15 protein-coding genes are annotated in these 13,384 nt (G+C 70.4%); 8 read left to right on the forward strand and 7 right to left on the reverse strand.

Features of this window, described 5'->3' with window-relative positions:
• Positions 1-81 precede the first annotated feature (81 nt).
• Both ABT063_RS38930 and ABT063_RS38935 read left to right on the forward strand, forming a co-directional pair.
• A complete protein-coding gene (locus ABT063_RS38930; protein WP_351065339.1) occupies positions 82-669 on the forward strand; it encodes a hypothetical protein in 588 nt (195 codons plus the stop codon).
• The gene (locus ABT063_RS38935; protein ID WP_351065341.1) at positions 666-851 is read left to right on the forward strand and encodes a DUF5708 family protein; all 186 of its coding nucleotides are present in this window, start codon (positions 666-668) and stop codon (positions 849-851) included. The genes ABT063_RS38930 and ABT063_RS38935 overlap by 4 nt, the downstream gene beginning before the upstream one ends.
• Positions 852-858: 7 nt before the next feature.
• Here the strand turns inward: ABT063_RS38935 and ABT063_RS38940 are convergent, their stop codons facing one another.
• Genes ABT063_RS38940 through ABT063_RS38950 form a run of 3 tightly spaced genes read right to left on the reverse strand, consistent with a single transcriptional unit; the run spans position 859 to position 3,017 of the window.
• The gene (locus tag ABT063_RS38940) at positions 859-1,446 is read right to left on the reverse strand and encodes a cob(I)yrinic acid a,c-diamide adenosyltransferase (protein ID WP_351065343.1); all 588 of its coding nucleotides are present in this window, start codon (positions 1,444-1,446) and stop codon (positions 859-861) included.
• A gap of 13 nt (positions 1,447-1,459) precedes the next feature.
• A complete protein-coding gene (locus tag ABT063_RS38945; RefSeq protein ID WP_351065345.1) occupies positions 1,460-2,209 on the reverse strand; it encodes an ABC transporter permease in 750 nt (249 codons plus the stop codon).
• Positions 2,210-2,234: 25 nt separating this feature from the next.
• A complete protein-coding gene (locus tag ABT063_RS38950; RefSeq protein WP_351065347.1) occupies positions 2,235-3,017 on the reverse strand; it encodes an ABC transporter ATP-binding protein in 783 nt (260 codons plus the stop codon).
• Between the two features lie 79 nt (positions 3,018-3,096).
• Here ABT063_RS38950 and ABT063_RS38955 point away from each other — a divergent pair, with 79 nt between their 5' ends.
• The 4 genes from ABT063_RS38955 (at position 3,097) to ABT063_RS38970 (ending at position 8,115) form a co-directional block, all read left to right on the forward strand.
• Complete coding sequence (locus ABT063_RS38955; protein WP_351065349.1) at positions 3,097-3,738, forward strand: TetR/AcrR family transcriptional regulator; 642 nt, start codon at positions 3,097-3,099, stop codon at positions 3,736-3,738.
• Positions 3,739-3,875: 137 nt separating this feature from the next.
• Positions 3,876-4,724 carry a 3-hydroxyacyl-CoA dehydrogenase family protein gene (locus ABT063_RS38960; RefSeq protein ID WP_351065351.1) on the forward strand — a complete coding sequence of 283 codons (849 nt, stop codon included), beginning with the start codon at positions 3,876-3,878 and terminating at the stop codon, positions 4,722-4,724.
• Positions 4,725-4,899: 175 nt separating this feature from the next.
• Positions 4,900-5,223 (forward strand): STAS domain-containing protein, encoded by a 324-nt coding sequence (locus ABT063_RS38965; RefSeq protein ID WP_186284954.1) that lies wholly within the window; start codon positions 4,900-4,902, stop codon positions 5,221-5,223.
• A gap of 303 nt (positions 5,224-5,526) precedes the next feature.
• Positions 5,527-8,115 (forward strand): ATP-binding protein, encoded by a 2,589-nt coding sequence (locus ABT063_RS38970; protein WP_351065405.1) that lies wholly within the window; start codon positions 5,527-5,529, stop codon positions 8,113-8,115.
• A gap of 76 nt (positions 8,116-8,191) precedes the next feature.
• Here the strand turns inward: ABT063_RS38970 and nucS are convergent, their stop codons facing one another.
• Complete coding sequence (nucS, locus tag ABT063_RS38975; protein ID WP_351065353.1) at positions 8,192-8,872, reverse strand: endonuclease NucS; 681 nt, start codon at positions 8,870-8,872, stop codon at positions 8,192-8,194.
• Between the two features lie 245 nt (positions 8,873-9,117).
• On the opposite strand from nucS, the gene ABT063_RS38980 reads away from it, so the two are divergent.
• A complete protein-coding gene (locus ABT063_RS38980) occupies positions 9,118-9,510 on the forward strand; it encodes an SCO5389 family protein (RefSeq protein WP_095748035.1) in 393 nt (130 codons plus the stop codon).
• A gap of 86 nt (positions 9,511-9,596) precedes the next feature.
• On the opposite strand, the gene ABT063_RS38985 is transcribed toward ABT063_RS38980, so the two are convergent.
• Positions 9,597-10,625: an LLM class flavin-dependent oxidoreductase gene (locus ABT063_RS38985; RefSeq protein WP_351065355.1), complete on the reverse strand. Its 1,029-nt coding sequence runs from the start codon at positions 10,623-10,625 to the stop codon at positions 9,597-9,599.
• A 223-nt stretch (positions 10,626-10,848) separates the two neighbouring features.
• Here ABT063_RS38985 and ABT063_RS38990 point away from each other — a divergent pair, with 223 nt between their 5' ends.
• Complete coding sequence (locus ABT063_RS38990; protein ID WP_351065356.1) at positions 10,849-11,181, forward strand: Rv1322 family protein; 333 nt, start codon at positions 10,849-10,851, stop codon at positions 11,179-11,181.
• Between the two features lie 24 nt (positions 11,182-11,205).
• Here ABT063_RS38990 and ABT063_RS38995 read toward each other — a convergent pair whose 3' ends face one another.
• Both ABT063_RS38995 and ABT063_RS39000 read right to left on the reverse strand, forming a co-directional pair.
• Positions 11,206-12,078 (reverse strand): ABC transporter permease, encoded by an 873-nt coding sequence (locus tag ABT063_RS38995; RefSeq protein WP_351065358.1) that lies wholly within the window; start codon positions 12,076-12,078, stop codon positions 11,206-11,208.
• Complete coding sequence (locus tag ABT063_RS39000; RefSeq protein WP_351065360.1) at positions 12,075-13,307, reverse strand: ABC transporter ATP-binding protein; 1,233 nt, start codon at positions 13,305-13,307, stop codon at positions 12,075-12,077. Before ABT063_RS39000 ends, ABT063_RS38995 begins: the two co-directional genes overlap by 4 nt.
• Between the last annotated feature and the right edge of the window lie 77 nt (positions 13,308-13,384).

Consider the following 13,384-nt stretch of genomic DNA (forward strand, 5'->3'; position numbering starts at 1 on the left):
GTACCGCGACTTCGTCACCGCCGACGACGATCGCACGCGATCCCGACGGGAGCCTTGAACAGTGACCGAAGGGAGTACGCCGTGATCGTCGCGTTGATCATCGCCTGTGAAGTCGGCTTCTGGGTGCTGCTGGCGCTCGGCCTGGCCGTCCGCTACCTGCTGAAGTGGCGCCGGACGAGCGTGGTCCTGCTGCTGTGCGAGCCCGTGCTGGAGCTGGTCCTGTTCGTCGTGACGGCGATCGACCTGAAGAACGGCGCCGAACCGGGCTGGGAGCACGGGCTGGCGGCGCTCTACATCGGCTTCACGGTCGCGTACGGCCACTACACGATCCGCTGGCTGGACGGCCACGCCGCGCACCGCCTGGGCGGGGCGCCGAAACCCGTGGGGCCGCCTCGCTACGGCATGCCGCGCGCCCGGCACGAGGGCCGCCTGTGGCTCCGTACGGTCCTCGCGGCGGCCGTCTCCTGCGCGCTGCTCCAAGCCGCGGTCTGGTACGTCGGTGACGACGGCGATGTCTCGTCCCTGCGGGCCTTCCAGTGGGCGGCGCTGAGGACCGCCGGCATCCATGGCCTGGTCGCGCTGGCCTACCTGATCTGGCCGAAGAAGGACCCGGGAGACGGCATGAACGCGGCTGGGGTCACGTCCTCGAAGGAGAGTGTCCGACGATGAGCGCGGCACCGAAGAACCTGCTGGAGGGGGTCGTCACCTTCGTGGTCGGCCTGGTGCTGTGGCTGTTCACCGGGGGAGTGGAGGTCCCGGTCGTCACCCTCACGAAGGTCGGCGTGGTGATGATGTGCGTCGGCGGCGTCCTCGCCGCGACGGGCCTGTACCAGGCGGCGCGCAACCGGTAGGAACGCCTCAGCGCTCCCCGCCCGGCACCCACAGCACGTCTCCGACCTCCTTGTTCGCGGCCCGAGCCAAGATGAAGAGCAGGTCCGACAGGCGGTTGAGGTAGGTCGCGGTGAGGGGGTTCATGCTGCCGTTTTCTCCTTGGGCACCGTGGACCTCCAGGGCCGCCCAGGTCGAGCGCTCGGCACGCCGTACGACCGTGCAGGCCTGGTGCAGCAGAGCCGCACCAGGCGTCCCACCAGGCAGGATGAAGGACCGCAGCTTCTCCAGCCCTTCGAGGAAGTGGTCGCAGTCCGCCTCCAGCTTGTCGACGTAGGACTGCTCGACCCTCAGGGGCGGGAACTCCGGCTTCTCGACCACCGGCGTCGACAGGTCCGCACCCACGTCGAACAGATCGTTCTGGACGCGGGTGAGGACCTTGACGATCTCGTGGTCCAGATTGCCCAGCGCGATCGCCGTGCCGATCACCGCGTTCGCCTCGTTGGCGTCCGCGTACGCGGAGATCCGCAGGTCGGTCTTGGCGACTCGACTCATGTCGCCGAGGGCGGTGGTGCCCTGGTCGCCGGTCCTGGTGTAGATGCGCGTCAGATTGACCATGTGGCCAGCCTAATTACGCCCCGGCCGTCCGGAATACCCGTGTGCCCACTGTCACGGCCAGCGCCGCGAAGGCCACGGCCACCACGGCGCCGTACAGCATGGTGTCCGTGGTGTACGAGCCCACATACGCGTCCCGCACCGCGTCCACCAGATAGCGGAACGGCATGACGTGCGACAGGACGTCCAGCCAGGCCGGACCCAGGGTCATCGGGAGCATCAGACCCGACAGGAGCATGGACGGCATGGTCAGCGCGTTGATCGTGGGCCCGAACTCCGTAGGGGTGCTGACCTTCATCGCCAGCGCGTACGACAGTGAGCCCAGCGAGACCGTGAGCAGGGCGACGAACGCGAAGCCGATCAGGATGCCGGGGAGGGGCGCCCTCAGACCCATCGCCATCGCCGCCAGCACCAGCAGCACCGCTTGGAAGACGAAGACCGTGGCGTCGCGCAGGACGCGGCCGAGCAGCAGGGCCAGGCGGCTGACCGGCGTCACGCGCATGCGCTCCACCACGCCCTGACTCTTCTCGATGATGATGGAGAAGCCCGCGAACGACGCCCCGAACAAGCCGAGTTGGAGCAGTAGGCCAGGGACCAGCATCTGCCAGGAGCTGCCCGGCCCGCCGAGCGGCAGGTCGGTGAGGAGCGGGCCGAAGAACAACAGGTACAGCAGCGGCATCAGGACGCCGAAGAGCAGCGCGAAGCGGGAGCGCAGGGACTGGCGGAGGTAGCGGCCGTAGATGAGGGCCGTGTCGTGTAACAGCATCGTGTGTCCTGTAGGTCCTGACGTCCTATACGGCTACGGGAGTTTTGTCGGCCGGCGCGGCGCTGCGGCCGGTGATCGCGAGGAACGTGTCCTGGAGGGGCGCGTCGACCGAGCCGCCGTACTTCAGCTTCAGCGCGCTCGGGGTGCCCTCCGCCACGACCACGCCCCGGTCGACGACGACCAGCCGGTCGGAGAGTGCGTCGGCCTCGTCGAGGTAGTGGGTGGTCAGGAAGACGGTCGTGCCGTGCTCGTCGCGCAGGCGGCGGACCAGGTCCCACAGGTCGGCGCGGCTGCCGGGGTCCAGGCCCGTCGTGGGCTCGTCCAGGAACAGGACCCGGGGGCGGTGCGTGAGCGCCATCGCGATGTCGAGGCGGCGGCGCTGACCGCCGGAGAGCGCGCCGGCCTTGCGGTCGAGCAACTCGGTGAGATCGAGGTCCCGGGCCAACTCCTCGGCGCGTTCTGCGGCCTGGGTCTTCGTCAGCCGGTACAGGCGGCCCTGGGTGACCAGTTCCTCCCGCACGCTGATCTGTGGGTCGACCCCGCCCGACTGCGCCACGTAGCCGCAGGCCCGCCGCACCCCTGCAGGGTCGGTCGCCAGGTCGTGGCCGGCGACGGTGGCCGTGCCGCCGGTGGGTGCCAACAAGGTGGTCAGCATGCGAAGGGTCGTCGTCTTGCCCGCCCCGTTCGGGCCCAGGAAGCCGAGGATCTCGCCTTCCTGGACGGTGAGGTCGATGCCGCGCACGGCCTCGACCGGGCCGAGCTTCGTCCGGAAGGTACGGGCCAGACCGGCCGTACTGATGATTGCCATGATCTCAGAAAAACAGAGTCTCTTAAATTTTGCAATGGCTCCAAAGTTTCAGTGGATCCAACGAAGCTAGTATGCGGTCATGGCAGAGGGGCTCAGGGAGCGGAAGAAGCGCGAGACCAGGCAGCGCATCTCGGACATCGCCACCGGACTGTTCCTGGAACACGGGTTCATGACGGTGACCATCGCGGACGTGGCGGAGGCCGCCGACGTCTCCGTGAACACCGTCTACAACTACTTCCCGGCCAAGGAGGACCTCTTCCTCGACCGCGGCAAGGGCGTCGTCGACCGGCTCTCGCGCTGGGTGCGCGGCCGGGATGTGGGGGAGTCGGCGGGCGCGGCCGTGCTGCGGGAACTGCGCGACGAGGTCGAGGCGGTCTCGCCCCGGGTCGGCCTGATGGAGGGTTACGACCGCTTCATGAGGGTCGTCCGCGACGCGCCGCCCCTCCGCTCCCGGCTGTGGGGCATCCAGCAGGAGGTCCGGGAGAACCTGGAGGCGACCCTGCGCGAGGAGACGGGCTCTCCCGCCGACGACCCGTTGCCCACCCTGATCGCCGGTCAGCTCAACTGGGTCCACGAGACGGTCATGGGGATCATCGGACGCGAGATGGTCAAGGGTCGTAAGCCGAGCGAAGTGTCGCGCGAGGTGCTGGTGCTCCTGGACGAGATGGAGGAGTTGTTGAGCGAAAAGGTGCTCAACTACGCCGTACGAGCACCGGAATGACCCCTGCCGGTGTGATGTCCGTCAGATGAGACGTGACGCGCATTACTTACCGCTCACACCGCCCCTCACGAGCGCTAAGGTCCGCCGGAGAGGCACACGTAAGCAGCGTGTAAGGCGTTTCAATGGGGAGTCGCACAGTGGCACGGAAGCTTGCCGTCATCGGCGCCGGACTCATGGGTTCCGGTATCGCCCAGGTCTCCGCGCAGGCGGGCTGGGACGTCGTCCTGCGCGACGTCACCGACGAGGCGCTCAGGCGTGGCACCGACGGCATCAAGGCCTCGTACGACAAGTTCGTCGGCAAGGGCAAGCTGGAGGCGCACGACGCCGACGCCGCCCTCGCCCGCATCACCGCGACGACCGACCTGGACGCCGCCGCCGACGCGGACGTCGTCGTCGAGGCCGTCTTCGAGAAGCTGGAAGTCAAGCACGAGATCTTCCGCACCCTCGACAAGCTCGTGCGGGACGACGCCGTCCTCGCCTCCAACACCTCCGCCATCCCGATCACCAAGATCGCGGCCGTGACGGAGCGCCCGGAGCGCGTCGTCGGCACGCACTTCTTCTCGCCGGTGCCGATGATGCAGCTCTGCGAACTCGTGCGCGGCTACAAGACGAGCGACGAAACCCTCGCCACCGCGCGGGAGTTCGCCGAGTCCGTCGGCAAGACCTGCATCGTCGTCAACCGGGACGTGGCCGGCTTCGTGACCACCCGGCTCATCTCGGCGCTCGTCGTGGAGGCCGCCAAGCTGTACGAGTCGGGTGTGGCCACCGCCGAGGACATCGACCTCGCCTGCAAGCTGGGCTTCGGCCACGCCATGGGACCGCTCGCCACGGCGGACCTCACCGGTGTCGACATCCTGCTGCACGCCACCAGCAACATCTACACCGAGTCCCAGGACGAGAAGTTCGCCCCGCCGGAGCTGATGCGCCGGATGGTGGACGCCGGTGACATCGGGCGCAAGAGCGGGCAGGGCTTTTACAAGCACTGAGGCAAGCGCGGAAACCGCACACGCCCCTCGGGCATCACACCCTGGGGTGAATTCGGTATCGGTTCGCTTACAGACGGCAACCTCTGACAGCTCTTCACCGTCAGAGGTTGCATCACCGGACACACGGCAAGGCACCACAACGCGGAGCACGGCACGCACGCACAGGGGAGCGCATATGCACATCAGGGGCGACCACGCCGAGCTGGTCGTCGGGGGCCGCCTCGACGTCCGCAGCGCGGCGGACGCCCGTACGGTCCTGCACTCGGCCGTCGACGACGGAGTCGGCGATCTGGTACTGGACCTGTCCGAGCTGGACTCCTGGGACGCCACCGGACTCGGGGTGATCATGGGGGCACACCGGCGGGCCGGCCGCTGCGGCCGACGGCTGGTCCTGCGCGGCGTGCCGCCGCAGATGCAGCGCCTGCTCGTCGCGACGAGACTGCACCGCATCCTCGCGATCGAGGGTGGCATCGGCGTGGAGTCTCTGCCCCGGGTGTGACACCCGGCCGAATGTGACAGCCCGATCGAAAGTGACACAACGATCGGGTGTGACCCCGGCGACGGGAGAGACCCGGGCACAGGGCGGCGAATCGTACGACGCGCGCCCAATCCTCACGAGACTGTGACGTCTCGGACGGCGCGGTACCCCGGGCTGTCGTAGATACTGTGCGAAGGTTTAGGGTTCGGTCGCCCGCTGCTGACAACCCACCGAGCGGGCCCGGACCAGAAGCGACAGCGCGGTGTGCAACAGGCCGGGAGGGGCCGGATTGGGCACACGACGCTTTTGGGGGGCTTGAAACCTATGGACCCGAACAACCGGGAACCTGAGGAGTACGGCCACGAAGGTGACGGCCATGTGCCGGGCCGGCGTCCGCCCAGGGACTCCCTCACATCCGACTTCGGACACCACGCGCCCGCGCTCGCCCGCACGGTGCAGCTCGTCACGGGCGACTACCTGCTCACGGTCAACCCCGTCGACGGCAGCGAGATCGAGGCCTGCCCACCGGGCGAACGCCCCGGCCGGCCCGAGAAGCTCGGCGCGGCCGAACGCGCCGAGGTGGCCCGCGCCGCCAAGCCGCCCGTGCCACCCGGGCCGGGCCGCCCGACGCTGCCGCTCCTGGCCCGCCAGGACGAACGCGAGCGTCTGGTACGGCTGCTCGCCCGCGGCCGCTCCGTCCGCCTCACCGGCCCGGCCGGCTCCGGCCGCACCAGCCTCCTCGACGTCGTCGCCGAGGACTGCGCGGACCTCGCACCCGACGGCGTCATCCACCTGAACGGCTTCCACCGCACGCCGAGCGATCTGCTGTACGACCTCTTCTACGCCGTCCACAACGCGCCCCTGCACCGCCCCGAAGGGGACGAGCTGCTCGGACACGTCCGGGAGATCGGCGCGGTCGTCGTCCTCGACGACATCGAGTTCGGCGGCGCCGCGCTGGACGAACTGCTGGCCGCCACCCCCGAGTGCGCCTTCCTGATCGCGGCCACGCCCGACGTGCCCGCCCCGTCCACCGAGTCCGCGATCGAGGAAGTCTTCCTCAGCGGGCTGGAGCGGGCCGACGGCCTGGAACTCCTCGAACGTGCGGTGGGCCGCGTGCTCACCGAGGACGAGTCCAACTGGGCGGGCGACCTCTGGTTCGAGTCCGAGGGTCTGCCGCTGCGCTTCGTCCAGGCCGGAGCCCTGCTGCGGCAGCGCGACCGGATGCGGGCCGGCGTGGACGCCGTCGACGAGTTCGGCGTCTTCGCGGACGCGCCTGCCCTTGATACGCCGGTCGACGCGCTCTTCGACGCCGACGAGGGTGAGGACGTACCGCTGCCGTCGCTCGGCGAGGCCGCCGCGCCCGCCCCGCTGCTCGCCGCCCGGCTGAGCGAGTCGGCGCGCGCCACCCTGCGCTTCGCCGTCGCGCTCGGCGGCGAGGTGCCGCACCAGGCGCATCTGCCCGCGCTGGTCGGCGACACCCACGCGGACGCCGCGCTCGGCGAGCTGGCCGACTGCGGGCTGGTCTCCCCGGTCGGCGCCCGCTACCGGCTGGCCGCCGGTGTGCAGACCCAGCTGGAGGCCGCCGGGTACGCCGACGACATCGAGGCCAGTGCCCTCAGCGCCGCCCAGCACTACGGCTGGTGGGCCGGACATCCCTCGGTCACCCCGGAGCGGGTGTGCGCGGAGGCGGACGCCCTGCTGGCCGCCCTCGGCGTCCTGGTGCCGGCCACGACAGCGCCCGCGGAGGGCGAGGAGAGCCCCACGGTGCAGCTGGCCCGCACGGCGGCGCCCGCGTTCGCCGCGGGCGGGCACTGGAGCGCCTGGGAGCGGGCGCTGCGGTCCGGCGCGGAGGCCGCCCGGCTCGCCGGGGACGTCTCGGAACAAGCCTATTTCCACCACGAGTTGGGCATCCTCGCGCTGTGCGGCGGCCAGTTCGACCGGGCCCGCGCCGAGTTGGAGGCCTCCATCGGGCTGCGCGGCGCCCTCGCCGACAAGCGCGGCACCGTCGCCGGCCGCCGGGCGCTGGCCCTGGTGGCCGACCGCTCGGGCACCGTGCCGGGCCTCGCCGCCACCGCGGGGGAGGAGGTGCCGGACGCCCGGTACGAGGAGTCGCAGTCGCCGCCGGGCGGCGTCCCGGCGCCGTTCCCTCAGCTCCAGCGGCCCGCCGACACGTCCACCTTGGTCACCTACCAGGCCTCGGCTTCCTCGTCCTCGTCGACCGTGTCGACCGCTTCGTCTTCGTCGTCCTCGTCGACGCACAAGGCCCGGGGCGGCCTCAGGGGATTCGCCCGGCGCAACCTCGTGGCGGCCGGCGCGGGCGCGCTGCTCGTGGCCGTGCTCGGCACGGTGGTGACGCTCGGCGCCACGTCCGACAAGGACACCAACCCGCCGTCCGAGCAGGTCGGGGTCAACCCGTCGGCCAGCCCGGGCGCGGACGACGACAGCCTCGGCGCGGACAAGGCGGAGAACGACGACGACGGTTCCGGCGACATCGGTGCGACGACGAGCGAACCGACGGACCCGGGGCCGGACGGGACGTACGGGACGTCGGACGACCCGACGCCGACGGATCCGGGCGAGCCGTCCGATGACCCGAGCGGGACGGAGAAGCCGGGTGGCGGTGCCTCGGACGCGCCGTCGAAGCCGCCGTCCTCTACGTCCAAGCCGCCGACGACGTCCAAGCCGCCCACGAGCGAGCCGCCGACGAGTGAACCGCCCACCAGCGAGCCGCCGACGAGTGAGCCGCCCACGAGTGAGCCGCCGACCTCGGACCCGCCGCCGTCCTCGCCGGAGACCTCCGACTCGGCCAGCGGCCCCGCCCCCACCAGCGCCCCGGTGGAGACGAGCACCTCGGCAAGCGCCCCGGAGAGCACCGACCCGGGGACGCCCAGCGACTCGGGCGACGTGATCTGAGCTTCGGCACAGCAGGGCCCGGTCCGCTTCTCGGCGGACCGGGCCCTGAACGTCGTAGAACTCCCCGGATTCCCCGTCAGAACAGCCGCAGCTTGTCGTCCTCGATGCCCCGCAGGGCGTTGTAGTCCAGGACCTGGCAGCCGATGCCGCGGTCCGTGGCGAGGACGCGGGCCTGCGGCTTGATCTCCTGCGCGGCGAAGATGCCGCGGACCGGGGCGAGATGGGGGTCGCGGTTCAACAGCTCCAGGTAGCGCGTGAGTTGCTCGACGCCGTCGATCTCACCGCGCCGCTTGATCTCGACGGCGACGGTTTGTCCGTCCGCGTCCCGGCACAGGATGTCGACCGGCCCGATGGCCGTCATGTACTCGCGGCGGATGAGCGTGTAGCCCTCGCCGAGGGTCTCGATGCGGTCGGCGAGCAGCTCCTGGAGGTGTGCTTCCACGCCGTCCTTGATCAGGCCGGGATCGACGCCCAGTTCGTGCGAGGAGTCGTGCAGTACTTCCTCCATCGTGATGATGAGCTTCTCGCCCGCCTTGTTGATGACGGTCCAGACGCCTTCAGCGTTCTTGCTGTCGCCCGTCTCCTCCTTCAGGGTGCAGGGCGGCGACATCCAGTTCAGGGGCTTGTAGGCCCGGTCGTCCGCGTGGATCGAGACGCTTCCGTCCGCCTTGACGAGGATCAGGCGGGGGGCCGAGGGCAGGTGTGCGGTGAGCCGGCCCGCGTAGTCGACGGAGCACCGGGCAATGACGAGACGCATGGTCGGCAACGCTACTGGACGGGCACCAGTGCACGCGATTCGGCCCGGATCATACCTGTTCGGTTGTGGCCGATTGTGTGCCTAATGAGGCTGCTCCATGTACGCATTCTGCTGGTGCGGTCACCGTCCGTTGCTTACGGTAGTAAACGGGAGGTCGCGAGTTGTGTACACAGCGTGTTTGACGGCGCGAACTCCCCTTATCTGTCCGGCAACCCCCGTTGATCGGGGGTGCGAGAGGAGAACCCATGTCGCTCGACGTCTCACCGGCCCTACTCGAACAGGCCGAGCGAGGCGAGGTCGACGAAGCTGCCTTCGTCGACTGCGTCCGGACCTCCCTGCCCTACGCGTGGGAGATGATCAGCTCCCTGGTGGCCCAGCTGAAGGTCGACGGCGGTCAGTTCGCCGACAACCAGACGCCCCCGCCGGACGAGCAGGCACGCGGTCAGCTGCTGCGTGCGCTCGCGAGTGACGCGATACGCGGCGCACTGCAACGGCACTTCGGTGTGCGGCTGGCCTTCCAGAACTGCCACCGGGTGGCGGTGTTCCCGTTGGACTCCTCTGTCGACGAGACGCTGGCCCGCTTCACCTCGGTGCGCAACCAGCTGCTGAACCAGTCTCCGGAGCTGCGGGACTGCTGACGCCTACAGCCGCCGGCTTGCCGCTCCGTAAAACGCGGGAGGTGCTTCAGTACCGGAGCGGCAAGTTCCCTGCCGGACAGGGGCGTTCAACCCAGGTGCGGCAGCACTTCGGCACCGAGTCGCCGTACGTTCTCCTCGGTGGCCGCCAGGTCTCCCGAGCCCTCGACCAGCAGAGCGAAGCGGGAGACGCCGGTCCGCTCGCTGGTCGCCGCGAGCCGGTCGGCGCACAGCCGCGGAGTGCCCACCGGGTGCAGCCCGCAGAGCAGTTCGGTGTACGCCAGCGGGTCGCGCATCCGGCGCTCGCGGCCGTCCACCGTGACATGGGCGCCGAGCCCGTGCTTCAGCCACCCCGGCATCGCCTTCAGCAGCGTCTCCACCGCGTCCGTACGCCGGTCCGCGATCTGGCAGACGCCGGCCGACACATGGGCCGCGTCGAGGACCTCCTCCGGCGGATGCCCGGACGCGCGCGCGTGCTGCCGCCACAGGGCGACCATCTCGGCCTTCTCCTCGTCCCCGACGTGCATGCCGAGCAGCATCGGCAGCCCGCGCTCGGCGGCCAGCCGCACACTCTCCGGGGACGTACATGCGACGACGACCTCAGGGCCCGCGAAATCCGTCAGGGCCTCCGACGGCCGTGGTACGACGGCGACTTCGCGGAAGTTGAAGCGCTCGCCGGCGGCCGCGACGGACGGTTCGCGCAGCCAGCGCACCAGCAGATCGAGTGATTCCGGGAACCCCGTCTCGTACGCCTCCAGACCCGTGCCGAACACCTCCAGGTCCACCCACGGGCCGCCGCGGCCGACGCCCAGCGAGAAGCGTCCGCCGCTCGTCATGTGCAGCAGCGCGGCCTGTTCGCCGAGCGCCACGGGGTGGGTGGTGGGCAGCACGCTGACGGCGGTGCCGATCTGGATGCGGCGGGTGCGGCCGAGCAGTAACGCGGCCAGGGTGACGGCCGACGGACAGGTGCCGTACGGCACGAAGTGGTGCTCGGCCAGCCAGACCGAGTCGAGCCCCGCCTCCTCCGCGACCTCGGCCGAGCGGACCGCGCGGTGCAGCGCCTCCCCCTGGCCCTGCCCCGGGAACTGGGCCGCCAACACGAAACTTCCTACGTGCATGTGCTTTTCCTGCTTCCTTGGCTCCGACGCGGAGCTCCCCCACCCGGCATAACCACCTGACATGTGCCGAGGACACGGCCTGGCGAAGAGATTTGTGGATTGTCTGCAGAATGCGTCGTTCGGGAAGGAGACTTGTGGCGGTTGGTGACGTACGAATACCCCCGTCCGTGCCGCGTAGGCTGGACGCGGCCCGTGCTTCCTGTATAGCCCCGTGAGGTGTCCTGTGTCCCCGCGTCGCAACCGACCCAAGGGAGCCGGTTCGTCCGGCCGGAGCGCCGAGGACGACCGTCCCGGCCGCTACGGCGGCTGGCAGTCCACGGAGGACTGGCACGGCGAGGCGTGGAGCGTGCGCCATGTGGCCGGGGCAAGCGCCCAGGGCAAGGCGTACCGCTGCCCGGGCTGTGAGCAACTGATCCCGGACGGCGTCCCGCACGTGGTGGCCTGGCCCGAGCACTCGGGCGTCGACGACCGCAGACACTGGCACAGGGCGTGCTGGAACGCGAAGGACCGCCGCACCACGCGGGTGCGGCGGTCCAGAAACGCGCCGAAGTTCTGAGAGCCCTTCACAGGGCCCAGGGGCTTAGACGTCCCGCTTCTCCAGCAGCGCGATGGCGCCGGCGAACGCGGCGGCCGTCACTCCCAGGATGATCCACAGCGGGTCCCAGCCGGACGGGCCGGACTCGGTGAGGGAGTTGGAGTAGAAGACGCTGAGCTGGTTCGGGATCGAGTACTCGAACAGGGCCTGGCGCAGGCCCTCCAGCGACTCCGAGAACATGAACAGCGCGATGACCAGCGGGGCCAGCACGAGCCCGATCATGAGGGTGATCGCGCCCGCCGAGTGCCTCACGACCGAGCCGACGACGAGCGAGAGCAGGCCGAGCAGCGCGATGTAGAACGAGATGCCGACCGTGCCCTTCAGCCACTCCCCGCCGGACGGCTCCCTGGCGCCGTCCAGCAGGGCGACGTCCGCCAGGGCGACGAGGAGTGCCGACGCCAGCGTGACCACGAAGGCGACCGAGAAGAACACGATGGCCTTCGCCGCGAGGACCCGGCCCCGGGAGGGGCAGGCCACCATCGTGGTCCGGATCATGCCGGTGCCGTACTCCGAGGCGGTGGTCAGCACGCCGAGCGTGATGATGCACATGCTGCCCAGCAGCAGCCCGAAGAAGCCGAACGACAGCGGGTTCTCGGCCGTCAGGCTCTCCTCGGAGGAGTTGGCGGCGACCAGCGCGGCGGCCGCCAGCCCGATGCCGACGACGAGCAGCACGAACACGCCGAGCGTCCACATCGTGGAGCGCACCGACCTGATCTTCGTCCACTCGGAGGCGATCGCGTGCCCGAGGTGCGTGCGCACGACCGGGATCGGCGAGTTGTAGGTGGGGAACGAAGGTCCGGGAGCCGCCTGCCAGTTCGGTGCGGCGGCCTGCGGCATCGGGGGCTGGGGGGTGCTCATCGGGCGTCCTCGGGCTTGGTCGGGGCGGAGGCAGGGGCTGCGGGCTGAGCGGCGGCAGGGGCCGGAGCCTGGCCCTGCGGGGCCTGCTGGGCGTACGGGTTCGGCGCACCCGCGCCGGGCGCGGCAGGAGCGCCGTACGGACCGGCGGGCGGCTGCCCCTGCGGCCCGGGCTGCCCCTGCGGCATCGCGAAGGGCTGGCCGCCCTGCTGGGGCGGCGGCGGGGCGTACCAGCCGGGCTGGCCCTGCCCGGGCACCGGCATCGGCGGCTGCGCGCCGGGCGGCAGCTGCTGCTGGAGCCCGGCCTTCTGGTCGATGGAGGAGCGGTAGTCGACGGCGCCCTGCGTCATCCGCATGTACGCCTCCTCCAGCGAGGCCTGGTGCGGCGACAGCTCCCACAGCCGTACGTCGGTGTCGTGCGCGATGTCGCTGATGCGCGGCAGCGGCAGTCCCGTGACGCGCAGCGCGCCGTCCTGCTCCGGCAGCACGTGCCCACCCGCCTCGGTGAGCGCGGCCGACAGCTTCTCGCGCAGCTGCGGCTCGGTGTCGGGCGTCCGCACGCGCGCGAAGTCGGCGGAGTTCGCCGAGATGAACTCCGTCACGCTCATGTCGGCGAGCAGCTGCCCGCGCCCGATGACGATCAGGTGGTCGGCGGTCAGCGCCATCTCGCTCATGAGGTGGGAGGAGACGAAGACCGTACGGCCCTCCGCCGCGAGCGCCTTCATGAGGTTGCGCACCCAGTGGATGCCCTCGGGGTCTAGGCCGTTGACCGGCTCGTCGAACAGCAGCACCTGCGGGTCGCCGAGGAGCGCGGCGGCGATGCCGAGCCGCTGGCCCATGCCGAGCGAGAAGCCCTTGGACCGCTTCTTCGCCACGTCCTGGAGCCCGACCACTCCCAGCACCTCGTCGACCCGTCGGGCCGGGATGCCGGACAGCTGGGCCAGGCACAGCAGGTGGTTGCGGGCGGCCCGGCCGCCGTGCACGGCCTTGGCGTCCAGCAGCGCGCCGACCTGGCGGGGCGCGTTGGGCAGTTTGCGATACGGGTAGCCGCCGATCGTCACCTGCCCCGAGGTCGGGTTGTCCAGGCCGAGGATCATCCTCATCGTCGTCGACTTGCCCGAGCCGTTGGGCCCGAGGAAGCCGGTGACGGCACCGGGCCGCACCTGGAAGGAAAGGTTGTACACAGCGGTCTTGTCGCCGTAGCGCTTGGTCAGGCCGACTGCCTCGATCATGCTCCGCACCCATCGCAAGGTTCAGGACAGCGGGGCACACGCCCCCGTAAGGGTTAGGAGCTTATCCGGGCGCTGAC

This window comes from Streptomyces sp. NPDC002838 (assembly GCF_040295365.1).
Taxonomy (GTDB): Bacteria; Actinomycetota; Actinomycetes; order Streptomycetales; family Streptomycetaceae; genus Streptomyces.